Annotated in this window: 17 protein-coding genes and 1 riboswitch; of the genes, 9 read left to right on the top strand and 8 right to left on the bottom strand. The window is 67.0% G+C overall.

The window, feature by feature from the left end; all coding sequences use genetic code 11:
* Position 1: 1 nt before the first annotated feature.
* From B0E47_RS05800 to B0E47_RS05770, 7 genes are all read left to right on the top strand, one after another.
* The gene (locus tag B0E47_RS05800; RefSeq protein WP_077513067.1) at positions 2-1,294 is read left to right on the top strand and encodes an APC family permease; all 1,293 of its coding nucleotides are present in this window, start codon (positions 2-4) and stop codon (positions 1,292-1,294) included.
* The gene (locus B0E47_RS05795; protein ID WP_139351355.1) at positions 1,294-2,469 is read left to right on the top strand and encodes a P1 family peptidase; all 1,176 of its coding nucleotides are present in this window, start codon (positions 1,294-1,296) and stop codon (positions 2,467-2,469) included. The genes B0E47_RS05800 and B0E47_RS05795 overlap by 1 nt, the downstream gene beginning before the upstream one ends.
* A gap of 348 nt (positions 2,470-2,817) precedes the next feature.
* Entirely contained in the window at positions 2,818-3,414 is a 597-nt protein-coding gene (locus B0E47_RS05790; protein WP_077513065.1) for an aminodeoxychorismate/anthranilate synthase component II, read from the top strand.
* Positions 3,411-4,487 (top strand): anthranilate phosphoribosyltransferase, encoded by a 1,077-nt coding sequence (gene trpD / locus B0E47_RS05785; RefSeq protein WP_254422829.1) that lies wholly within the window; start codon positions 3,411-3,413, stop codon positions 4,485-4,487. The genes B0E47_RS05790 and trpD overlap by 4 nt, the downstream gene beginning before the upstream one ends.
* Before the next feature lie 88 nt (positions 4,488-4,575).
* A complete protein-coding gene (gene trpC / locus B0E47_RS05780) occupies positions 4,576-5,370 on the top strand; it encodes an indole-3-glycerol phosphate synthase TrpC (RefSeq protein WP_077513063.1) in 795 nt (264 codons plus the stop codon).
* 5 nt (positions 5,371-5,375) lie between these two features.
* Positions 5,376-6,065, top strand: a complete 690-nt coding sequence (locus tag B0E47_RS05775) for an HAD family hydrolase (RefSeq protein WP_077513062.1) — start codon at positions 5,376-5,378, stop codon at positions 6,063-6,065.
* Between the two features lie 111 nt (positions 6,066-6,176).
* Positions 6,177-7,148, top strand: coding sequence for a bifunctional helix-turn-helix transcriptional regulator/GNAT family N-acetyltransferase (locus B0E47_RS05770; protein ID WP_077513061.1), 972 nt, complete (start codon positions 6,177-6,179; stop codon positions 7,146-7,148).
* On the opposite strand, the gene crp is transcribed toward B0E47_RS05770, so the two are convergent.
* On the bottom strand, positions 7,145-7,843 hold the full coding sequence (gene crp, locus B0E47_RS05765) for a cAMP-activated global transcriptional regulator CRP (RefSeq protein WP_077513060.1): 699 nt from the start codon (positions 7,841-7,843) through the stop codon (positions 7,145-7,147). The genes B0E47_RS05770 and crp overlap by 4 nt on opposite strands.
* 288 nt (positions 7,844-8,131) lie before the next feature.
* On the opposite strand from crp, the gene speD reads away from it, so the two are divergent.
* The gene (gene speD, locus B0E47_RS05760; RefSeq protein ID WP_077513059.1) at positions 8,132-8,917 is read left to right on the top strand and encodes an adenosylmethionine decarboxylase; all 786 of its coding nucleotides are present in this window, start codon (positions 8,132-8,134) and stop codon (positions 8,915-8,917) included.
* A 221-nt stretch (positions 8,918-9,138) separates the two neighbouring features.
* Here speD and B0E47_RS05755 read toward each other — a convergent pair whose 3' ends face one another.
* From B0E47_RS05755 to ahcY, 7 genes are all read right to left on the bottom strand, one after another.
* Positions 9,139-10,056 carry a branched-chain amino acid transaminase gene (locus B0E47_RS05755; protein WP_077513058.1) on the bottom strand — a complete coding sequence of 306 codons (918 nt, stop codon included), beginning with the start codon at positions 10,054-10,056 and terminating at the stop codon, positions 9,139-9,141.
* Positions 10,057-10,107: 51 nt separating this feature from the next.
* Positions 10,108-10,698 (bottom strand): DUF4124 domain-containing protein, encoded by a 591-nt coding sequence (locus B0E47_RS05750; RefSeq protein ID WP_077513057.1) that lies wholly within the window; start codon positions 10,696-10,698, stop codon positions 10,108-10,110.
* 25 nt (positions 10,699-10,723) lie between these two features.
* Positions 10,724-11,548, bottom strand: coding sequence for a methylenetetrahydrofolate reductase [NAD(P)H] (metF, locus tag B0E47_RS05745; protein ID WP_077513056.1), 825 nt, complete (start codon positions 11,546-11,548; stop codon positions 10,724-10,726).
* A gap of 96 nt (positions 11,549-11,644) precedes the next feature.
* On the bottom strand, positions 11,645-12,907 hold the full coding sequence (locus tag B0E47_RS05740) for a hypothetical protein (protein WP_077513055.1): 1,263 nt from the start codon (positions 12,905-12,907) through the stop codon (positions 11,645-11,647).
* 149 nt (positions 12,908-13,056) lie between these two features.
* A complete protein-coding gene (locus B0E47_RS05735) occupies positions 13,057-14,766 on the bottom strand; it encodes a thiamine pyrophosphate-binding protein (RefSeq protein WP_168171012.1) in 1,710 nt (569 codons plus the stop codon).
* Positions 14,763-15,824: a GNAT family N-acetyltransferase gene (locus B0E47_RS05730; RefSeq protein WP_168171011.1), complete on the bottom strand. Its 1,062-nt coding sequence runs from the start codon at positions 15,822-15,824 to the stop codon at positions 14,763-14,765. Before B0E47_RS05730 ends, B0E47_RS05735 begins: the two co-directional genes overlap by 4 nt.
* A gap of 447 nt (positions 15,825-16,271) precedes the next feature.
* Positions 16,272-17,711, bottom strand: a complete 1,440-nt coding sequence (gene ahcY, locus B0E47_RS05725) for an adenosylhomocysteinase (protein ID WP_077513052.1) — start codon at positions 17,709-17,711, stop codon at positions 16,272-16,274.
* A 133-nt stretch (positions 17,712-17,844) separates the two neighbouring features.
* A riboswitch (S-adenosyl-L-homocysteine riboswitch) is annotated at positions 17,845-17,948 on the bottom strand.
* 111 nt (positions 17,949-18,059) lie between these two features.
* Between ahcY and ppc the strand changes: the two genes are divergently transcribed.
* The gene (ppc, locus tag B0E47_RS05720) at positions 18,060-20,765 is read left to right on the top strand and encodes a phosphoenolpyruvate carboxylase (protein ID WP_077513051.1); all 2,706 of its coding nucleotides are present in this window, start codon (positions 18,060-18,062) and stop codon (positions 20,763-20,765) included.
* Positions 20,766-21,026: the final 261 nt, after the last annotated feature.

The raw sequence follows: 21,026 nt of genomic DNA, 5'->3' as shown, positions 1-21,026 counted from the left end.
CATGCTGCGCGCGGTCGGGCGTTGGCAGTTGGTCGGGTTGTCGGTCAATGATGTCATTGGCAGCGGTATTTACCTGTTGCCGGCGGCTGCCGCCGCTTTGCTGGGGCCGGCCAGCGTCTGGGCGGTGCTGCTGGCGGGGCTGGCCGTGAGCTTGCTGGTCTTGTGTTACGCGCAGGCCGCCAGTTATTTCGACCAGGCGGGTGGCAGCTATCTGTATGCACGCGAGGCGTTCGGCCGGTTTACGGGTTTCGAAGTGGGCTGGATGCTGTTGCTGGCCCGTGTTTCCAGCGCTGCCGCGCTGAGCAACGGCCTGGCCGACGCGGTCGCGCACTTCTGGCCGGCCGCGGGCGGCCGTAGCGGGCGCTTGCTGATTGTCGTCGGCTCCCTGGTGGCGCTGACCTGGATCAATGTGATCGGCGTGCGCGCCGCGGCGCGCACCGGCGTGACGCTGGCGATCGCCAAGTTCCTGCCGCTGGCGATGTTCGTGATCATCGGCGCATTTTTCGTCGATCTGAGCCAGGCCTCGCCGCTTGCAGTGGGTTCCATTCCCATGGGAAACCTCGCCAAGGGCGCGCTGCTGTTGCTGTTTGCCTATGCCGGTTTCGAGAACATGCCGGCGGCCGCCGCCGAGTATCGCAACCCGCGTCGCGACGTGCCGTTCGCCATGCTGACCATGATTGTCATCGTCACCGCGACCTATGTGTCGGTGCAGTGGGTGGCACTGGGTACGCTGCCGGGGCTGGCCCATTCGAGCACGCCTCTGGCCGATGCCTCCGCGCGGTTTGCTGGCATGTGGCTGGCGCTGGTGCTGACTGTCGGTGCGGCGGTATCGATACTCGGCACCAACAGCAATACCATCATGTTCGGTCCGCGCTACCTGCTGGCGCTGGCTGACGATGGTTTTGGCCCGGCAGCGCTGACCCGCATTCATCCGCGTTTCCGCACCCCGGCGGTCGCCATCGTTGTCGTCGGTGCACTTTCATTGGCACTGGCGTTGTCCGGTTCGTTCGTGCAGCTCGCCTTGCTGTCCGTGGTGGCACGGCTGTTCGGCTATCTGGCCACGGCAGCCTCGGTGCTGGTATTGCGCAAGCGCCATGGCCACCGCGACAGCGCCCTGCAGCTGATCGGCGGGCCGTTGATCCCGGTGGCGGCGACCTTGCTGTCGCTGGTTCTGCTGGGCAGCGCAGGCGTCGCCAATCTGCTGGCGGCGGCGGTGGCGCTGCTGATCGGTGCCCTGATCTACCGATTCTGGCGGCGACCGGTGAACTCTCCCGCGGAATCCATGGATCCATGATGAGTCGTTGCCTCATCGTTGCGGCGCTCCTGTCGTGCGTCTGCATGCCGGCAAGCGCTCAACATGGAAACCTGCGCCAATACGGCATCGCGATCGGGGTGCTGCAGCCCGAAAGGTGGAATGCCATCACCGACGTGCCTGGCGTGGAAGTCGGTCAGAAAACCCTGGTGCAGGGTGGCAGCGTACGCACGGGTGTGACGGCCATCCTGCCGCATGCGGGGAATATCTTTCAGGACAAGCTGCCCGCAGCGGTTTACGTGGGTAACGGATTCGGCAAGCTGACCGGCACGACCCAGATCGACGAGCTCGGCAACATCGAAACGCCGATTGTCCTCACCAACACCCTGAGCGTGCCGACCGCCGCCGATGCGCTGATCGACTACACGTTCGCGTTTCCGGAAAACCGCGATGTACGTTCGGTTAACCCGGTGGTCGGCGAAACCAACGATGGCTACTTGAACGACATCCGCGGGAGGCATGTCACCAAACGCGACGTGCTGGATGCGATTGCTTCCGCCACGGATGGGGCGGTGGAACAGGGGAACGTCGGCGCCGGCACGGGGACCGTGGCCTTCGGATTCAAGGGCGGCATCGGCACCTCCTCGCGCAAGCTGCCCGGGAAACTCGGTGGCTACACCGTGGGTGTGCTGGTACAGACGAATTTCGGGGGCGTATTGACGGTTGCCGGTGTGCCAATCGGCAAGGTCCTGCACAAGTACTACATGAGCGACACGCTCAATGATTCGCCTGACGGCTCGTGCATGATCGTGGTGGCCACCGATGCGCCACTGGATCCGCGCAACCTGAAACGGCTGGCGAAACGGGCGATCCTGGGCCTGGGTCGCAGCGGCGGCATCGAGTCGAACGGCAGCGGCGACTACGTGATCGCCTTTTCGACGAACAAGGCGAACCGCGTTCCCTACGAGTCGGATCAGACCACGCGCCAGATGACCGTCGTACGCAATGACGCGATGTCGCCGCTGTTCATGGCAGCGATCGAGGCGACCGAGGAAGCGATCATCAATTCGCTGTTCCACGCCCGGAGCATGACCGGCCGGAATGGGCACAAGGTGGAGGCGCTGCCCGTCGAGCAGGTGCTGGGCATCATGGAGCGATACGGGTATCCGGCTCCGCGTCAGGGACCGGCGGGATCTGCATCAAAGACCAGCCCGTAAACGATACAGGCCGTATCTGGCCCAAGTACGGCGACCGTCCGGGCGTCCGTACAACCAAGTCGCCTTGCGTTCCGCGTCTTCACCGGGAAGCGGTGCCGCTGGGGTCCGGTTGCGAATTGACTGAGCAACAAGCCCGACAAGCCGGCGCATCAAGCCGATGCCGGGAGAATGGAAATGGATGTCACGGGTGACGCTGCGGCATCCGATCGAGGCCGATGGCAGTCTGCGACGTTTCGGTGCGCCGTTCCCTCGCTCCGCGACTCACCTTGCACTGTCGACGCCCGGCCAAGACCGGTAAAGTACTCATCCTGCACCTGCCGCGAACGCGCTGCTCCCGGAATCTCCGCCATGCTGCTGATGATCGACAACTACGACAGCTTCACCTACAACCTCGTGCAGTACCTGGGCGAACTGGGACAGGAGGTGAAGGTGGTGCGCAACGATGCGCTGGACGTGAACGGCATTCGTGCGCTGGCACCCGCGCACATCATGATTTCGCCGGGGCCGGGGACGCCGGACGATTCGGGCGTGTCGCTGGACGTGTTGCGCGAGCTGGCCGGCGAGATTCCGGTGTTCGGTGTGTGCCTGGGGCATCAGGCGATCGGCCAGGTGTTCGGCGGCAAGGTGATCCGCGCCAAGCGGATCATGCACGGCAAGACTTCGCCGGTGCACCATCGCGGGCATGGCGTGTTCGCCGGCTTGCCCGATCCGTTCGAGGCTACGCGCTACCACTCGCTGGTGGTGGAGCAGTCGTCGCTGCCTGATTGTCTTGAGGTCACCGCGTGGACGGAAAACCCGGACGGCTCGATCGACGAGATCATGGGCCTGCGGCACAAGACGCTGGCGGTCGAGGGCGTGCAGTTCCATCCGGAGTCGATCCTGACCCGGCATGGTCATGACATGTTGCGCAATTTCCTCGGGTTGCCGCTGCGGTTGGCGGCATGATGGGCGAGCTTCCGGGCAAGCAGGCGCACGCGACCACGATCACGCCGCAGGAGGCCTTGCAGCGCACGATCGAGCATCGCGAGATCTTCCATGACGAGATGATCGCGCTGATGCGCCAGATCATGCGTGGCGAGGTGAGTCCGCTGATGACGGCAGCGATCATCACCGGCCTGCGCGTCAAGAAGGAAACCGTCGGCGAGATCACCGGCGCGGCGCGGGTGATGCGCGAGTTGTCGGCCAGGGTGCCGGTGACGGGCGACCAGACCCATCTGCTCGACATCGTCGGCACCGGCGGCGATGGCGCCTCCAGCTTCAATATTTCCACCGCGTCGATGTTCGTGGCGGCGGCGGCCGGCGCGCGCGTGGCCAAGCATGGCGGGCGCAGCGTGTCGTCGAAATCCGGCAGCGCCGACGTGCTGGAGGCGCTTGGTGCATCGATCGACCTGACGCCGGCACAGGTGGGCGAATGCATGGCCGAAACCGGCATCGGCTTCATGTTCGCGCCGAACCATCATCCGGCGATGAAGGTGGTGGCGCCGGTGCGGCGCGAGATGGGTGTGCGCACGCTGTTCAACATCCTCGGGCCGCTGACCAACCCGGCCGGGGCGCCGAACATCCTGATGGGCGTGTTCCACCCGGATCTGGTCGGCATCCAGATCCGCGTGCTGCAGGCGCTGGGCGCGCGCAACGCGCTGGTGGTGTGGGGCCGCGACGGCATCGACGAGATTTCGCTCGGCGCGGCGACCATGGTCGGCGAGCTGCGCGACGGCGTGGTGCGCGAATACGAGGTGGAGCCCGAGGATTTCGGTTTGGCGATGGCGTCCAGCCGCAACCTCAGGGTGGCAAGCGCCGACGAATCGAAGGTGATGTTGCTTGATGTGCTGCAGGGGTGCCATGGCGTGCCGCACGACATCGTCTGCCTGAATGCCGGCGCCGCCCTGTATGCGGCCGACGTGGTCGACGATATCGGCGCCGGCATCGACCTGGCGCGCGCCACGATCGCCAGTGGCGCCGCCCATGCGAAGATGCAGGCCTTCGTGGCGGTTACGCGCCGGCTGGCCGGGGCGTCATAGAGGCGCCGGCGCGCGACTCGCGGCGGACGAGTTACGCCTGACGGCGTGGCGCATTAGGATGCATCCATACCCCATCGAGCGAGATGCCATGACCGACATCCTCAATCGCATTCTCACCCGCAAGGCGGAAGAGGTTGCCGAGCGTCGCAGCCGGTTGCCGCTGGCCGAGTTGACCGCGCGCATCGCGGAGCAGCCGGACACGCGCGGGTTCGCCGCCGCCATCGAGGCGAAGATCGAGGCCGGCCTGCCGGCGGTGATCGCCGAGGTGAAGAAAGCCAGCCCCAGCAAGGGCGTGATCCGTGTGGATTTCGACCCGGCCGCGATCGCGAAGAGCTACGAGCGAGGCGGCGCGGCCTGCCTCTCGGTACTCACCGACAGCGACTTCTTCCAGGGCAGCGAGGCGTTCCTGCAGCAGGCCCGCGCGGCCTGTGCGCTGCCGCTGCTGCGCAAGGATTTCATCATCGACCCCTACCAGGTGCACGAGGCGCGTGCGATCGGCGCCGACTGCATCCTGCTGATCGTGTCCGCCCTCGACGACGACGTGCTGCTGCAGCTCTCGCTGCTGGCGGCCGAACTCGACATGGACGTGCTGTGCGAGGTGCATGACGAGGAGGAAATGGAGCGCGCGCTGGCGCTGCCGGTGCCGCTGATCGGGGTCAACAACCGCAACCTGCGCAACTTCGAGACCGCGCTGGAAACCTCGCTGGCGCTGCAGGAACTGATCGAGTACGACCGCGTGCTGGTTGCCGAGTCGGGCATCCGCACGCCGGAAGACGTGGCGCGCCTGCGCGAGGGCGGCATCCAGGCCTTCCTGGTCGGCGAGGCGTTCATGCGCGCCGACGATCCGGGCAGCGAGCTGCGGCGCTTGTTCGATACCGCGTGAGGCCTATGCCCGAGACCATGGAAGCGGCGCTGGTCGATGAACACGCCGGTCGACGCGTGGTGCTGTTCGATTTCGACGGCGTCTTGATGCATGGCGATGCGTTCTACCTGTTCGTGCGCGAGCGCTACGCCCGGTCGCTGTGGCGCAAGGGGCTGGCCTTGTTGTGCGCGCCCTTGCTGCTGCTCTTGCTGCCGTTGTCGCGCCGCTGGCCACTGCGGGTGCTGGTGCGCATCGCGCTGCTCGGGGTGAGCGAACAGCGCTACCAGATCGCGGCGGAAAGCTTCGCCGTCATGCTGGCACGGCGCCCGCGGCAGTTCTGCCGCGATGGCTTGCGCAGCCTGCGCCAGCACCAGGCGGCCGGCGACCGCGTGATCGTGGTGACCGGCTGCGAGCACGCCGTGGTCAGCGGCATCCTGCGCGAGCTGGGCCTGACCGGCCTGGAGGTGCTGGCCTCGCAGCTGCGTGCCGGCTGGTCGGGCATGCGTCCCGCCTGGCACAACGTCGGCCGGCGCAAGGTGCAATCGCTGGCGCGGCACGGCGTGACGGCGTGGCAGGTCGCCTATGGCGACTCGATGTACGACGTGGCCATGTTGAAACCGGCGGACGAGGCGGTGCTGGTCAACGGCACGCCCAAGCTGTGCAAGAAGGTCGAGAAGGCGTTGGGCCGCACGATCCGTCGGGTCGACTGGTCCTGATCGTCGGACCCTGATCGTCGGGTTCGGGCGCACAACGACGAGCCCTGGCGACACTTGCGGGCTGTTCCGCGCCGCATTACGTTAGCACTTACGTAATTGCCGGAGTCGCCCGTGTATCTCTCCTCGCTTTCCGAGCTTGCACTCGGCAGCCGCCTGAAGGCGCTCAGCGACCGCTTCTACGCCGCTGCCGACGAGGTTTACCGCGTCAGCGGTGCGGGCATCGAGTCGCGCTGGTTTCCGGTGATGCGCTTCCTGTGGGAGCGCGGACCGGCCACCGTCACCGAGGTGGCCGCGGCGATCGGGCAGACCCATTCCGCGGTGAGCCAGTTGGCCGACAGGCTGGCGCGCGCGGGCTTGTTGAAACGGCGCGGCGATCCTGGCGATGGCCGGCGCAGCCTGCTGGCGCTGACCGACAAGGGATGCCGGTCACTGGCCGGCCTGGGGACGACATGGGCGGCGATCCGGCAAGGCGTGCGGGATTCGCTGGGTCACGAAGGCGAGAACCTGCTGCAGGCCGTGCAGGCCTGCGAACGCGCCCTGGACGAGCGACCGATCGTCGAGCGGATTCTTGCGCGGCATGCCACGCTGAAGCGGTCGAAAGTGGAGATCGTGCCGTTCGAACCGCGCCTGCGCGAACACTTCCACGCGCTCAATGCCCACTGGCTGACGAAGCACTTCGTGATCGAGCCACTCGACGAAAAAGTGTTGCGCCATCCGGAGCAGGCGGTGCTGGCGCCGGGCGGCGCGATCTTCTTCGCGCGGCTGGGCGAGGTGGTGATCGGCACCTGCGCCCTGCTGCACGAAGCGCCCGGCGTCTACGAGCTTTCCAAGATGGGCGTGGACGAAGCGTTCCGCGGCCTGGGCGCCGGTCGACTGCTGCTGGATGCGGCAATCGCCGAATTCCATCGGCGTGGCGGCCACACCCTGTTCCTGGAATCGAACAGCAGCCTGAAGCCTGCGCTGCACATGTACGAACGCGCCGGCTTCGTGCTGCAGCCGACGATCCGGCCCGGCTCGCACTACGCGCGCGCCGACGTCTACATGATCTACGCCCCGAAAAAGAGTGCGACGCCCGGTCGCTAGCGGGTGCCGCGCACCACGATGGTCTTGCCGGAGACGTCGATCATCCGCTGCTCTTCCAACTGCTTGAGCACGCGGCCGACCATTTCGCGCGAACAGCCGACGATGCGGCTGACCTCCTGGCGCGAGATGCGGATCTGGGTGCCATCCGGGTGAGTCATCGAGTCCGGCTCCTGGCACAGGTCGAGCAGGGTGCGCGAGATGCGGTTGGTGACGTCCATGAACGCCATCCGGCTGACTTGGCGCGAGGTGCGCAGCAGGCGGTTGGTGAGCTGGGAGCCGATCGCGAACAGGATCTTCGGACACTCCTCGCGCAGCGGGCCTTCCATCAGCTGGAACAGGCGCTCGTAGCTGACTTCGGCCATCTCGCACGGGGTACGCGTGCGCACCATCGATTCGCGCTGGGCCTGCTCCACGAACAGGCCCATCTCGCCGATGAACTGGCCGCGGCTGATGTAGGCGAGGATCAGCTCACGGCCCTGCTCGTCCTCGGTGCACACCGCCAGCGAGCCCTCGACCACGTAGTACAAGGTGTTGGCCGGGTCGCCGGGACGGATGATCGCGGTCTTGCCCGGGTAGCGGCGGCGATGGCACAAGGCCAGGAAGCGTTCCATCGACGCGGGGTCGGGGGCGAAGCCCAGCGGGGCTTGCGAGCGCTCGAAGGCCTGTTGCAACTGATATTTGAGTGGTTGCGCCACGACAACTCCTTCAATCCGGCAGGTTTCAGCGGCGATTGCCGCAACCGCGGCATGCGTGTTCGTGATCGCCCCTGCAATCCGGGCATTATGGCAAACCTTTGCGTCGCTCGCAGGTTCAATTTTTCGCGCGTTTGTCGCATACTTCGCGGTCTTTCGGCAACGACAAAGTTGTCGCGTGTCGTCAGCAAGGGTCATGCAGGCTCTCGCCTGTACTTCATCCAATCGCGGGGACCCTTGTCGCTAACCCGCCTCTACAGCTGACCGAAGTCCGGTCATGGAGAGCCGCCCGTGGTCAAACCACTGCCCCGTCTGCGCCTGCAGGGTTTCAACAACCTCACCAAGGCCCTGAGTTTCAACATCTACGACATCTGCTACGCGGTGTCGGAGGAACAGCGTGGCCGCTACATCGAATACATCGACGAGCAGTACGACGCCGACCGGCTGACCCAGATCCTCACCGACGTGGCCGAGATCATCGGTGCCAACATCCTCAACGTGGCGCGCCAGGACTACGACCCGCAGGGTGCCTCGGTGACGATCCTGATCTCCGAGGAGCCGGTGCTGGAGAAGCTCGGCCGCGACACCATTTCCGGGGCCGTGGTGGCGCACATGGACAAGAGCCACATCACCGTCCACACCTACCCGGAGACGCACCCGCACAACGGCATCGCCACCTTCCGCGCGGACATCGACGTGGCCACCTGTGGCGTGATCTCGCCGCTGAAGGCGCTGAACTACCTGATCGACAGCTTCGAGTCGGACATCGTGGTGTGCGACTACCGCGTGCGCGGCTTCACCCGCGACGTGAAGGGCAAGAAGCATTTCATCGACCACAAGATCAACTCGGTGCAGGACTACCTGGCGCGGCACATCCGCCAGAAGTACGAGATGTTCGACGTCAACGTGTACCAGGAGAACATGTTCCACACCAAGATGCACATCAAGGACTTCGATCTCGACACCTATCTGTTCGAGTCGCACGCCGACGACCTCTCGTTCAAGGAGCGCCAGCGGATCGAGTCGCTGCTACGCCGCGAGATCGAGGAACTGTTCCACGGCCGCAACCTGATGTAACGAAAAACCCGCCGCAAGGCGGGTTTTTCGCATCAGGGCAGTGTCAGCGGGATGGGAATGTGGAGTGAGCCACGGCCGTTCCACGCCAGATCTTCGCCACCCTGCGGGCGATGCTCTTGGTTCTCGGCGGTTCGATGGCGGGATGATTGGCGACAAGTCAAGAGCATCGCCCGCAAGCGGGCTCCTACATGCGCGCGCGGGTCGGGTGCCGCGCGCGCTTCTTACACCTGTTCCAGCCAGCCCCACTTGTCGCTGGTGCGCCCATCGAACAGGCCGAAGAACAGCTCCTGCAGGCGCAGCGTGACGCGTCCGGCCTTGCCGGTGCCGACCTGCTTGCCATCGACCGAGCGGATCGGGGTGATCTCGGCGGCGGTGCCGCACATCAGCACCTCGTCGGCGAGGTACAGGTACTCGCGCGGGATGTCGCGCTCGACCACCTCGATGCCGTCCTCACGCGCGAGCGTCTTCAAGGTGTCGCGGGTGATGCCGGCGAGGATCGACGCGCTGGCCGGCGTGGTGTGCAGCACGCCGTCGAAGACCAGGAACAGGTTTTCGCCGGCGCCTTCGCTGAGCAGGCCGCTGGACGACAGTGCGATGCCTTCGCCAAAGCCAAGACGCCGCGCCTCGCGCGCGATCAGCTGGCCGGAAAGATAATTGCCGCCGGCCTTGGCGCCGGCCGGAATCGTGTTCGGCGCAAAGCGCTGCCAGCTCGACACGCAGGCGTCGATGCCGTTCTTCAATGCCTCCGGTCCGAGGTAGGGGCCCATCGGCCACGCAGCCACGGCCATGTCGATCGGCGTTTCGGCGGAAAGCCCGAAACCGCCCAGCCCGCGATACGCGACGGGGCGCAGGTAGGCGGCGCCCAGCCCGTTCTTCCTGATCACCGCGCGACAGGCGGCGGCCAGCTCCTCGTGCGACCACGGCAGCGCCATGTCGTAGATCTTGGCCGACAGGAACAGGCGGTTGAGATGGTCGGTGAGCCGGAAAATCGCCGCACCGTCGGGCGTGGCATAGCTGCGGATGCCCTCGAATACCGACGAACCGTAGTGCAGCGCATGCGACATCACATGCGTGGTCGCCTCGGCCCAGGGCTTGATGCTGCCGTTCTGCCAGATCCATTCGGGGTATTGCTGCGCCATGTCGGTTCTCCTGGGGACTGCCCATGATAACTGCTGCGTGCGAGGCCGGCGTCAATTCGCGTTGCGCAGCCACAGGCAGCCGGCGGCGCGCACGATGTCGAAGCGCCACGTCGCGGGGCTTCCGTCGGCGTCGCTATCGGCGGTGCGCAGCACCAGTTGATCGGCGGGTTGGGGCACCTTCGACTGAGCAGCCTGGAGAACAGGGTCGCCGCTGCCGGCGTGCGCGGACGTCGGCGCCGCCGGCGGCGTGTTGACCCCCAGCAGGGGTTGCTTCATCAGCGTCGTCAACGCCCGGATATCGGCAATCGCGGCGCCGCGCCCGTAGCCGTCCCACAGGATCAGGCCGGCGAGGCGGTTGGCGTCGCGCCCGGCGAACGCGTCGATCACGCTCTGGCGCAGCCCGTCAACGCTGGCTGCACACAGAGTCGGTGGTGGAGCGGCCACGGCTGAAGAATTGGCGGCGGCCGCCGCCGGGCTGACCGGCGTGGCCTGCAGCGCGGCGCACGGCTGGTCGGTGAATACCGCGCCGCCGTTGGCGCCGATGCAGCGGTGAATTTCGGTCTGCGCCACGGCCGGCGTGACCCGGGCGAGCAGGGCGAAGCTCAACAGGGCGAGGCACAGCGGGAAGGTCGGGCGTGGCATCGGCCCAGCATAGCCGCAGCGCGGATCAGGAAAGTTGCTGCAATACCGACTGAGTGGCGCGCGCCCGGTTCAGCGTATAGAAATGCAGCCCCGGTGCGCCGCCGTCGAGCAGGCGCCGGCAGAGTTGCGCCACCACCTCGGCACCGAGCGCGCGCACCGCTTCGGCGTCGTCGCCGTGCGCCTGCATGCGTTTGGCGATCCAACGCGGGATTTCCGCGCCGCACATCTCCGAGAAGCGCTTCAGCTGGCTGTAGTTGGAGATCGGCATGATGCCCGGCACGATCGGCACATCCACGCCGAGCTTGTGCACGTCATCGACGAAGCGGAAATAGGCATCGGGGTTGAAGAAGTATTGCGTGATCGCGCCGTTCGCGCCGGCGTCGATCTTGGCCTTGAAATGGTGCAGGTCGCGCAGCGCATCGTCGGCTTGCGGATGGGTTTCGGGATAGGCCGCGACCTCGATGTGGAAGTGGTCGCCGCAATGCTGGCGGATGAAGCGCACCAGGTCGGCGGCGTAGCGGAAGTCGCCGGCGGTGGCCATGCCCGAGGGCATGTCGCCGCGCAGTGCCACGATGCGCCGGTAGCCCGCCGCGCGGTAATCGTCCAGCAGCGCGGCAAGCTCGGCCCGGGTGCCGCCCATGCATGACAAGTGAGGTGCCACGTTGAGGCCATGCTGCGAGTGCAGCCTCGCCACGGTGTCGCCGGTGTAGCTGAGGGTGGAGCCGCCGGCGCCGAACGTGACCGAGGCGTATTCGGGCCGGTGCGCCTTCAGCGTCTGCGCCGCGCGATCGAGTTGCGCACGCTGTTCGTCGGTCTTGGGCGGAAAGAATTCGAAGCTGATGGACGCCATCGCAGGGGTTCCGGGGAAGCAGTGCGCGGCAGTATATATCTTTGTTTCGCGATGAAGCGATATAGCATGCGCGATGTCCTGGCGCCGCGTCTGCCGTCACCGCCCGGGGAGATCGGGCTTCGGTGCGGGGACCGCCTTGTTGCTGTCCCGGTCATCGGGCTCCGCCCTGGCGCGGTGCCACCATGCGTGCGCGGTGGCGAGGTGCCACGCGCTGGACAACCCGGGCAACGGATCATCGAGGCGGAACGTATGGTAGTGCGCGCGCCGCCACTGCTGCAGGATCTTCGACCATGGTGCGCGTGTTGCCCGCGGCTGCGCGCGCACGGCGTTGATGTCCCGCTGCAGGCTCACACAACCCTCGCCGACAGGGTAGCTGGTCGAGGCGACGTCGACCGGCAGGCCCAGCGCGTCCCGCCAGGCCATCTCGACGACGTTGACGCCGCAGCGCGCGGCGAACTCCACATAGGTCCACGCGCGGGTGTTCACCTCGAGGATGCGGAACTGGCCGTCACGCGCATCGCGCTTGAACTCCGCACTGAAGATGCCGCGATAGCCCACCCTGGTCAGCAGCGCGGTGAGGTTGCTCACCGCCGGCTCGACTTCGGCCAGCGGGATGCTCTCGCAGTACGAACTGTTGCCGAAATCGGCTGGGTGGATGCGAAAGCGCCGGCGCGCGAACAGCCCGGTGAACCGCCCGTGCGCGTCGCGGAAGCCATCGACGAAATAGTGGTCGGCGGCCGAGCCCGGCACGTATTCCTGCGCCATCAGGCGAAAGCCAAGACCATGCAGGCGCTGCCATGTCTCCAGCAGCTCCTCGCGACTGCTGACCCAGACCCCCTTGATGCCCAGCACGTCGCTGAACTTCTGCGAGTTGACCGGCTTGATGAAGACCCGATCAAGCCGCTCGAACGGCATCGCCTCGATGTCCGCGGCGCGCTCGATGAGGAAGGTGGGCGGGTGCGGCACGCCGGTCTCATCCAGCAAGGTGGCAAAGCGCGACTTGTCCTGCAGGATTTCCTGTGCCTGGCGCGAACAGGTACTGGTGCAAAAGCGCTGGCCAAGCTCGCTCTGCGGCAGGTCGGCCAGCCACAACGCGGCGTCATCGGCGCCGGCGATCAACACCGCCTGCTGCAGCGGCATCTCGCGCAGCCGATCCAGTGCCTGCGGGTCGGGTGCCCCATCCCAGGGCGCCGCACCGGGCGTTGGCCGGTACCAGCGCGAGCGTGTCACCTGATCGCCGGCAGGGCAGGCCACATAAGCGGGTACGCCGACTATTTGCAGACAGCGCAGGATGCCCAGCGCCGTGGGGCCACGACCCATCACGATCGCCGGCGCCCGCCGCTGCTCTTGCTTCCCCATATGCACCTTTCCCGATCAGGTGTGCGTGCGCTGAACGCTGCGCGAATCCGGCCATGCTAGCACCGGCGGTCGACCCTCGTTCGCCGCTCTGTCATCGGCGACATCAGCAGTCGCGGCGAGAAAGGACGTGGCGTCGGATGGTGCCTCCTTCACCCGCGTCGCCGGCGCAGCCAGGCGCGCCACCGCGATCCCAGCAAACCACGCGCGACACTCTTGGTGCGCAGCCAGTGCATCGGCACGGTATCGCCGACGCGCACCTCGACCAGGGTCACGCCCGGCGCCGCGATTGCCCCGCTCAGGGTGGCGTCCGCGTCGCCGTCGAGGCGGACATGCGCCGCACCGATCGACATGGCGAAGCTGGCGAGGTCGGGGCCGCTGAACTCGGTGTCGTACACATGTCCCGAGGTGGCCAGCTGCTGCATGCGGATCAGCCCGTAGGCGCCGTCGACGAACACGATAACGGTCAGCCGCAGGCGTTCGCGTACCGCCGTCAACAGTTCCAGCCCGGACATCGCCAGTCCGCCATCGCCGATCAGCGCCACCACCGGGCGAGTCGGATCGGCGAGACAGGCGCCGATCGCGGCGCTGATGCCGAAGCCCATTGATTGCAAGTTGGTCGGCACGATCAGACCGCGCGGGCAGTTCACCCGAAAGTGGTGCCGTGCCAGACCCTGATGCTGCCCCGAGTCGGTGACCAGGCAGGCGTGGCGTGGCAGCACGCGGCGCAGCGCGTCGAAAAACGCCTGCGGTTGCCCCGACGGCACGCCGTGGATGCGCGGTTCGACCCGGTGGCGCTGGCTCTCGGCGCGAGCGCGAGCGCGCCACCGTGCGATCTGGTCGGCGCTGAAGCCGCCATGTCCGACGCCGTCGTCGAGCCGCGCCATCAGTGCGCTCAGGAAGGCGTGGGCGTCGGCGCAGACCAACTGCCGCGCGGGATAGTTCGCGCCCAGTACCTCGGCCGCGGCATCGACTTGGATGAGCTTGTCCTGCGCAATCTTCAGCTCGAAGCCGCGACTGCCGTTGTGCGAGAACTTGCAGCCGATCGCCAGCACCAGATCGCTGGCCTCGATCAGCGCGTTGAGCGTGGCGCACTCGTTGCCGCCCAGCTCGAAACCCAGTGACAGGGGGTGGTCCTCGGCCACCACGCCGCGGCCCGACGTGGTGGTGACGACGGCGGCGGACAAGGTTTCGGCCAGGCGCGTGGCCGGTTCGGCGGCACCGGCGCAGCCCTGGCCCAGCAGTAGCACGCAGCGCCTGGCTTGAGCCAGCGTAGCCATCACCTGATCGATCACGACAGCATCGACCGATGCCGATGCCTGCGGTGCCGGCGTGGTGGCGGGCATCGGCGCCGACTCCCGCAAGGCCTCGCGGGCGACTTGCACCAGCACCGGGCCTGGTTCGCCAGCGCCGGCCTGGGCGTGCGCGATCGCCAGCACCGAGGCCACTTCGTCGGCGTGATCGATCTGGTGTCGGGTCTTGGTCAGCGCCGCCGCGATGGCGCCCTGGTCCAGCGCCTGCAACTGGAATCGACGCCCGAGCACCTGCGGCGGCTGCGTGGTGATGTGCAGCAGGGCGGCGGAATCCAGCGCGGCCTCGGCTAGCCCGGTCAGCGCCCAGGTGAAGCCGGGGCCGGGAATCGTCAGCAGCGCCGCGACGCGTCCGGACGAGCGGTAATAGCCGTTCGCCATCATCGCCGCCGACAGTTCGTGGGTGGCCACGATGCTGCGCAGCGACGAGGTGCGCAGCGCTTCGTACAGATTGACGGTCTGGGTGCCCGGCAGGCCGAACACGCAGTCGACGCCGGCGTGCCGGAGCGCTGCGCAAACCAGGTGGGCGCCTGACAGCGGCTGTGCACTCACGCCGAACCTCCGGCGGAGCGATGCAGGGCGCGTCGCACGCCGCGCCTGGCCCGGTTCGGCAGCGACGCCGCCATTTCGCCGAGACGAAAGCCCAGCTGATCCGGCCGCGACACCTCCAGGCACAGCGACAGCTCACCGCCAAGCTGAGCCTTGAACGTGGTGACCGAGTTGAGCTCGGCATCGGTCAGGTCGTTGGCGCGGTAGCCTGCTGCGGCCAGATCCTCCAGCACCCTCCAGCGCAGGAACGCTGTCGCACCGAGGCTCAGCAGCTCGGCTTCGGCGCCGGCACAGACGGTGTGGCTGACCGGGTGCGGTCCGGTCAGCACCAACTGGGTCGCCGCCACGCGCCCATCCGGCAAGCGCGCATGGTAGAGGCGGCCCAGGTTCCTGGCGCGCAGGGTCTCGACGAACTGGCGGAAGCTTTCTCGCGGCAAGTACAGCGGTGCGCCCTTGCGCTCGTGGGTCTGCAGATGCAGGTGGTGGAACGCGTCGAAATCGTCATCCAGGGTCAATTGCAGGCCTTGTTCGGTGCAGCGCCCGATCAGGCGCCGATGGTTCTTGTCGAGTCGCGCCCATGCTGCGGGCATGTCGCCGATGTCTACCACATACGTGTAGCTCGGCCGCACCGACCAGCCGCGCGACTGGAACGTGCGCAGGTCGGTGCAGGTGGAACGGCTCTTGAACCGCAGGCGTCCGTATCGAAGCTGCGCCAGCGTACGCTCGATCGCGTCGAGCGTCTGCAGGTACCGGGCGGTGACGTGCCCCGGACAGGTCGAGTCGTGGGGCGACAGCACCAGGCCGTTGTAGTAGAGCAGCCGCCGCGGCGACACGAACGAGCCGTAGCGGCTGTCGCACTCGAACAGGGCGATGCCGCCCACGATGTGGCCGTCGTTGTGCTCGGCGACGAGCACGCGGAAGCGCCCACCGGTGGCGGTGCAGAGCGCGTCGAGGTAGTCGGGCAGGGAGTAGACGCTGCCGTCGGGCGAGGCAGCAACCGTGGCGACCCAACGCGGGTAGTCTTCGGGAGCAAGCATGCGGGTTGTCAGTTCTGTGGCCATCATCGCGCTTCCTTTTCGCGGGGGAGAAGCAGCAGGGTCGGCCACGCCGCCGAAGGATGCCCGGCCGGGCAGCGCGCCGAATATGATCTGGCCCGACATGGTCGCCGGCGCAGGCTGCGGCTCGAGCTTCCCCATGTCCGCCATGCCGGCTTCGGCGTGCGCGCCACGTCCCTTTCCAGCTCGCGGAGCCGATCGTCTGTCCGGCGTCGGCTGCAGTGGATCAGTCGCTGGCGCGCCCGATTCATAAAGATTCGCCCCTTGAACATCCCGCCGGGTGGCCTTCCGGCAATCCGCCTGGCTCGTCATCCTAGGCCAGTGCAAGCCAACTGGCAAAAGCTGCCGAACCCGGTGCAAGCGCGCCTGGCCGGCATGCCGGAAATGGCCGAAAAAAGGCGCGCGGCCGAAACCGCGCGCCTGGTGTATTCGCCTTGGCCGCCGGCGAGTCGATCAGTAGCGATAGTGCTCGGGCTTGTACGGACCCTCCACCGGCACGCCCAGGTATTTCGCCTGTTCGGTGCTGAGCGTGGTCAGCTTCACGCCGATCTTCTCCAGATGCAGGCGCGCCACTTCCTCGTCCAGCTTCTTGGGCAGGATGTAGACCTTCTTTTCGTAGCTGTCCTTGTGCGCCCACAGATCGATCTGCGCCAGGGTCTGGTTGGAGAACGAGTTGGACATCACGAAGCTCGGGTGGCCGGTGGCGCAACCAAGGTTGACCAGGCGACCCTCGGCCAGCAGGAACATCGCATGGCCGTCGGGGAACACGTATTTGTCGACCTGCGGCTTGATGTTGATCTTCGTCACGCCGGCCAGCGCGTTCAGTGCATCGACCTGGATCTCGTTGTCGAAGTGGCCGATGTTGCAGACGATCGCCTGATCCTTCATGCCCTTCAGGTGCTCAAGCGTGAGCACGTCCTTGTTGCCGGTGGTGGTGACGTAGATGTCGCCGCGGCCGAGGGTCGATTCAACCGTGTTGACCTCGAAGCCTTCCATCGCCGCCTGCAGCGCGTTGATCGGATCGATCTCGGTGACCACCACGCGCGAGCCGTACGCTCGCAGCGAATGCGCGCAGCCCTTGCCGACGTCGCCATAGCCGCAGACCACCGACACCTTGCCGGCCAGCATCACGTCCATCGCGCGCTTCAGGCCATCGGCCAGCGACTCGCGGCAGCCGTACAGGTTGTCGAACTTGCTCTTGGTGACCGAATCGTTGACGTTGATCGCGGGGATCAGCAACGACTTCGCCTCGGCCAGCTGGTACAGGCGATGCACGCCGGTGGTGGTCTCCTCGGAGACGCCCTTCCAGTCCTTGACCACGGTGTGCCAGTAACCCGGACGCTCGCTGTGCACGCGCTTCAACAGATTCTTGATCACCTGTTCCTCATGCGAGGAGGCCTTCTCGTCGACCCACTTGCTGCCGTTCTCCAGCTCGTAGCCCTTGTGGATCAGCAGCGTGACGTCGCCGCCGTCGTCGACCACCAGCTGTGGGCCGAGATAACCGCCCTTGCCGTCGGGGAAGGACAGCGCGTCCAGCGTGCAGTCCCAGTATTCCTCCAGCGTCTCGCCCTTCCAGGCGAACACCGGCGTGCCGGTCTTGGCGATCGCGGCGGCGGCGTGGTCCTGCGTGCTGAAGATGTTGCACGAAGCCCAGCGCACGTCGGCGCCGATGTCCTTCAGCGTCTCGATCAGCACCGCGGTCTGGATCGTCATGTGCAGCGAGCCGGTCACGCGCACGCCCTTCAGCGGCAGGGTGGCGGCGTGCTTGCGGCGGATCGACATCAGGCCCGGCATCTCGTGCTCGGCGATGTCCAGTTCCTTGCGGCCGAACTCGGCCAGCGAGATGTCGCGGATCTTGTAGTCGTGGGCGTTTTCTTTCAATGCAGCGTTCATCGGGTATCTCCGGTTAGTGCGAGGCTCTTTTTGAAGAGTCCGGCCATGGATCGCCGGTCTTTCTTCGCGAAGGGGCTCGCGTCGCCCTTTCGATGAGTCCGGCCAGGGATGGCCGGTCTTTTGCGAAGGGACTCGCGTGAGAGCGCCGTTGTGGAACGTGCCGCGCCGAGCCTGGCCGGTCGGGTGAAGCGGACGGAGCCGCATTCACATCAAACGGTCGCAGCGCCCCTCGGCGGGCAGTACAAGAGGGGCATTGTAGCGGGAGACATAAGCTTATGCCCGCCCACGTGGTGCCCCGGCTGTTCCGATTCGGTAGGCTGGGGGCTTGGCCTGCATGGGAGTGCCCGGGTGGAAGCAAACCGCGAGTCCGAATTCCTGCCGCACGACGGCCCGCTGCGCGAGGATGTCGGGCGGCTCGGTGCGATGGTTGGCCGGATGCTGGCCGAGCAGGGCGGCGCTGCCTTTTTCCAGCGGGTCGAACAGGTGCGCATCGCCGCGATCAAGCGCCGCCGCGAGGGCGCCTCGGTGGCCGAACTGGCCGAGTCGCTGGCCGGTCTCGATGCTGGCCACGCCGAGGCCCTGGCACGGGCGTTTGCCACCTATTTCCAGGCGGTCAACACGGCCGAACGGGTGCATCGCATCCGTCGTCGTCGCGACTATCAGCGTGAAGGCAGCGCGCCGCAGCCGGAGTCGCTGCTCGATGTGCTGGGCCAGCTGAAAGCGCAGGGCGTCGGCGCCGACGAGTTGCTGGGTTGGCTGGATCGGGTGTGGATCGAACCGGTGTTCACCGCTCATCCGACCGAGGCCGTGCGCCGCTCGCTGCTGGAAAAGGAGCAGGCGATCGTGCGCTCGCTGGTCGACGGCTTCGACCGCGACCGCACGCCGCAGGAGCGCAAGGAGGATGACGACCGCATCTACATGGCGCTGTCCGCCGGCTGGCAGACTGCCGAGGCCTCGCCGATCCGCCCCACCGTGCAGGATGAGCACCATCACGTGGGCTTCTACCTGGCCAATCCGCTGTATCGCGTGGTGCCGGCGTTGTACGAATCGCTGGCCGAAGCCCTGCAGTCCGTATACGGCGTGGCGGCAAGGCTGCCGAAGCTGCTGGGCTTCGCCACCTGGGTCGGCGGCGACATGGACGGCAATCCGAATGTGGGCGCCGACACCATCGCCGCCAGCCTGACGACCCAGCGTGCGCAGGTGATCGAGCGCTATCTGGCCGACGTGGGCGCGCTGGCCCGCCTGCTCAGCCAGACCGACAGCCGCGTCGCGGTCGCGCCGGCGCTGCAGCAGCGGCTGGCCGAGTACCGCGAGCGCTTCCCGCAGGCCGCCGCAGGCATCCGCCCGCGCCATGCGGACATGCCGTATCGCTGTCTGCTCACCCTGATCGGTGCGCGCCTGGGGGCGAGCCTGGGTGACGATCACGCCAGGGCTTATGTGTCCACCGCCGAATTGCTGGCCGACCTGCAACTGATCGCCGACAGCCTGGTCGGCCACCATGGCCTGCACGCAGGCGCCTACGCCGTCCAGCGCCTGATCCGCCGCGTGTCCACCTTCGGCCTGCATCTGGCCCGGCTCGATGTGCGCCAGGACTCGCGCGTGCACGACGATGCGCTGGCGGCTCTGTTCGGTGACGCGGATTGGAGCGGGCGCTCCGCCGATCAGCGCACGCAGCAACTGCGCGACCATGCCAGCGGCAACGCGCGTTTCGCGATCAGCCATGCCGAGGTGGTGACCTCGCTGTACGACGTGTTCGCCACCCTCGGCGACACCCGTCGCCGCTACGGCAGCGAAGCGGTCGGCCTGTACATCATCAGCATGGCGCGCAGCGCGGCCGACGTGCTGGCGGTGCTGGCGCTGGCGCGCTACGGCGGCCTGGTCGAGGGCGGCAGCGTGCCGCTCAACATCGCGCCGCTGTTCGAAACCGTCGACGACCTGAAGAACGCGCCGGCCACCTTGCAGGCGCTGCTCGACGACCCGGTCTACCGTCGCCACCTCGCAGCGCGCAACGACCAGCAGTGGGTGATGCTCGGCTATTCCGACAGCGGCAAGGATGGCGGCACGCTGGCCTCGCGCTGGGGCCTGCAGCGGGCCCAGGTCGAACTGCTGGAGGTGGCGAAGCAGGCCGGCATCGAGCTGGCCTTCTTCCATGGTCGCGGCGGTTCGGCCAGTCGTGGCGGCGTGCGCATCGCGCCGGCGCTGATGTCCTCGCCGCGCGGTTCGGTCGCCGGCGTGCTGCGGGTCACCGAGCAGGGCGAGGTGATCCACCGCAAGTACGGCATCCGCGCGCTGGCGCTGCGCAATCTGGAGCAGACCGTCGGCGCGGTGCTGCGCGCCTCGTTGCGTCCGCGCGAGGACGAACCGCGCGAGGAGCGCTGGCGCGCGCAGATGGATCGCCTGTCGGCGAGCAGCCGCGCGAGCTATCGCGCCTTCGTCGACCACCCGCATTTCGTCGACTACTTCCGCAGCGCCACCCCGATCGACGTGATCGAACGGATGACCCTGGGCTCGCGCCCGGCCAGCCGGCGCAGCATGCGCGGCGTGCAGGACCTGCGGGCGATCCCGTGGGTGTTCGCCTGGACCCAGTGCCGCTCGATCCTGCCCGGCTGGTACGGCCTGGGCAGTGCGCTGGAGCAGGGCGTGCGCGAGTTCGGCGCGGCGTCGATGGCCGAGATGGCCAACGACTGGCCGTTCTTCAGCAACATGCTGGACGACGTGGAGATGGTGCTCGCCAAGTGCGACCTGGATATCGCCGAGGCGTTCTCGCGCTTGTCCGGCCCGCTGCACGACGAAATGTTCGGCCTGATCCGCGGCGAGTTCGAGCGCACCCGGCGCGAATTGCTGCAGCTGAAGGGCCATCGCGAACTGTTGCTGGATGCGCCGCGGCTGGCCGCCTCGATCCGCCTGCGCAATCCCTATGTCGATCCGATGAGCCTGCTGCAGGTCGACCTGCTGCAGCGCTGGCGCGCCAGCGACTGCGAGGACGACGACTTGCTGCAGGCCCTGGTTGCCTGCGTCAACGGAGTTTCGCAAGGGTTGCAGAACACCGGCTGAGCACGCCCGTCGCCCGCGCTGTCGTAGGAGCCCGCTCGCGGGCGATGCTTTTCTTGTGGAAATGGGAATAGGGAAAGCATCGCCCGCGAGCGGGCTCCTACGCGTACGTTTCCGGACACCAGCGTCCGCTGGCGAACGACGGTATCGCCCGACATGGGCCGGAATCGTTGCGGGACGGGCACTGCATCCATGGCACGGGCTTTGCTGTGACAGGCCCATGGATATGGCCAACCCGACTTTGAAGCTCCGCAAACGCCGTCG

Origin of the sequence: Rhodanobacter sp. B05 (genome assembly GCF_002001085.1) — a bacterium.
GTDB lineage: Bacteria > Pseudomonadota > Gammaproteobacteria > Xanthomonadales > Rhodanobacteraceae > Rhodanobacter.
Note: the sequence above shows the minus strand (reverse complement) of the source record. Positions and strands in the feature narration are given on the sequence as shown.

Coding starts and splice junctions, on each gene's coding strand:
- B0E47_RS05775 (WP_077513062.1), top strand. CDS start 5,376: ATGCCCGAGACCATGGAAGCGGCGCTGGTCGATGAACACGCCGGTCGA.
- trpD (WP_254422829.1), top strand. CDS start 3,411: ATGATGGGCGAGCTTCCGGGCAAGCAGGCGCACGCGACCACGATCACG.
- trpC (WP_077513063.1), top strand. CDS start 4,576: ATGACCGACATCCTCAATCGCATTCTCACCCGCAAGGCGGAAGAGGTT.
- B0E47_RS05790 (WP_077513065.1), top strand. CDS start 2,818: ATGCTGCTGATGATCGACAACTACGACAGCTTCACCTACAACCTCGTG.
- B0E47_RS05795 (WP_139351355.1), top strand. CDS start 1,294: ATGAGTCGTTGCCTCATCGTTGCGGCGCTCCTGTCGTGCGTCTGCATG.
- B0E47_RS05740 (WP_077513055.1), bottom strand. CDS start 12,907: ATGGGGAAGCAAGAGCAGCGGCGGGCGCCGGCGATCGTGATGGGTCGT.
- B0E47_RS05750 (WP_077513057.1), bottom strand. CDS start 10,698: ATGCCACGCCCGACCTTCCCGCTGTGCCTCGCCCTGTTGAGCTTCGCC.
- B0E47_RS05800 (WP_077513067.1), top strand. CDS start 2: ATGCTGCGCGCGGTCGGGCGTTGGCAGTTGGTCGGGTTGTCGGTCAAT.
- ahcY (WP_077513052.1), bottom strand. CDS start 17,711: ATGAACGCTGCATTGAAAGAAAACGCCCACGACTACAAGATCCGCGAC.
- B0E47_RS05755 (WP_077513058.1), bottom strand. CDS start 10,056: ATGGCGCAGCAATACCCCGAATGGATCTGGCAGAACGGCAGCATCAAG.
- metF (WP_077513056.1), bottom strand. CDS start 11,548: ATGGCGTCCATCAGCTTCGAATTCTTTCCGCCCAAGACCGACGAACAG.
- B0E47_RS05730 (WP_168171011.1), bottom strand. CDS start 15,824: ATGGCCACAGAACTGACAACCCGCATGCTTGCTCCCGAAGACTACCCG.